Origin of the sequence: Caballeronia sp. AZ7_KS35, assembly GCF_023631045.1 — a bacterium.
GTDB lineage: Bacteria > Pseudomonadota > Gammaproteobacteria > Burkholderiales > Burkholderiaceae > Caballeronia > Caballeronia zhejiangensis.
Genome location: NZ_JALQDV010000089.1, coordinates 1 through 1,224 on the forward strand (window position 1 = coordinate 1; position 1,224 = coordinate 1,224).

General features: G+C 60.9%; 1 protein-coding gene. It reads left to right on the plus strand.

Going from position 1 to position 1,224, the window contains the following annotated elements; translation table 11 throughout:
* The first annotated feature begins 209 nt into the window (after positions 1–209).
* Positions 210–1,160 carry an IS110 family RNA-guided transposase gene (locus NCT05_RS36625; RefSeq protein ID WP_425129925.1) on the plus strand — a complete coding sequence of 317 codons (951 nt, stop codon included), beginning with the start codon at positions 210–212 and terminating at the stop codon, positions 1,158–1,160.
* Positions 1,161–1,224: the final 64 nt, after the last annotated feature.

A 1,224-nucleotide genomic window follows, 5' to 3' on the forward strand; every position in this document is an offset into this window, starting at 1 on the left:
AGCTGCTTTCTTTGGTTACTTGTATATTGAATCTGGCGTCCGGAAGCTGATCTCTCCCGTTCGCTCGAAGCGGTAGCCCGTTTGTGTTACATGGGCTCACAGCCCGAAAGAAAGCTGGTGGCGCCGCTTCTCCTTACCGCTTTGAACCCGGACAGTTGACTGAGCCTCGAGCTCGTATCTTTGCAAGTATGGGTGCTGTGGTGAACCAAATCCAATCCTCTTCCGTCTCGCCTTTGTTCGTTGGCATCGATGTCAGCGGCTCCTTTCTCGACATCGCCTTCCACGAATCCTCCGAACTCTTTCGCCTGGCCAATTCTCCCGATGGCTTCGCGCAGCTGATCCACCGACTGCTGCCGCTCAACCCACAACTCATCGTGCTCGAAGCCACCGGCAAGCTCGAACGCGCCGTCCTCGAAGCCCTCTGCCAGGCCGGCTTGCCCGCCGTCGCGGTCAATCCCAAGCGGGTGCGCGACTTCGCCAGGTCCGCCGGCGTACGGGCCAAGACCGATCGCATCGATGCGCGCCTCATCGCCCGCTATGGCGCGACCATCAAACCCGAAGTCAGACCCCTGAACGACGAGCAAACCCAGCAGTTGCAGGCCCTCATCCTGCGCCGTGCACAGCTCATCGAGATGCTCACCGCCGAGCAAAATCGCCGCAAACGCGCCCATAAATCCGCTTTGCCAAGCATCGATGAGTTCATTCGCTTCATCTCACAGCGCATCAAGGACGCCGATCGCGACATCGACGCCTTCCTGCACGCCAACGATCTCTGGCGCAAGACCGAGGCCGTGCTGCGCTCGGTGCCCGGCATCGGCAAAGGCGCCGCGGCCGTGCTCATTGCCTTTCTGCCCGAACTCGGAACCCTCAACGCCCGCGAAATCGCCTCGCTCGCCGGGCTCGCCCCGTTCAATTCCGATAGCGGCGCCCACTGCGGCCAGCGACACGTCTCGGGCGGCCGCCCCATCGTGCGGCGCGCCCTCTACATGGCCTGCGTCGCCGCCCAGCGATCCAACGCGCACATCAAGGCGTTTTGCGACCGCCTGCGCGCCAGAGGCAAAAAGACCAAAGTCGCCTTCGTCGCAGCAATGCGCAAGATGCTCACCCAGCTCAACGCCATGATGCGCGACGGCACAACTTGGAATCCCCCAAAACCATGATCCTTACCAACTCAACCCTTGACGCTCAATACAGTTGCTTTCTTTGCAGCAGCAAAGAAAGTGA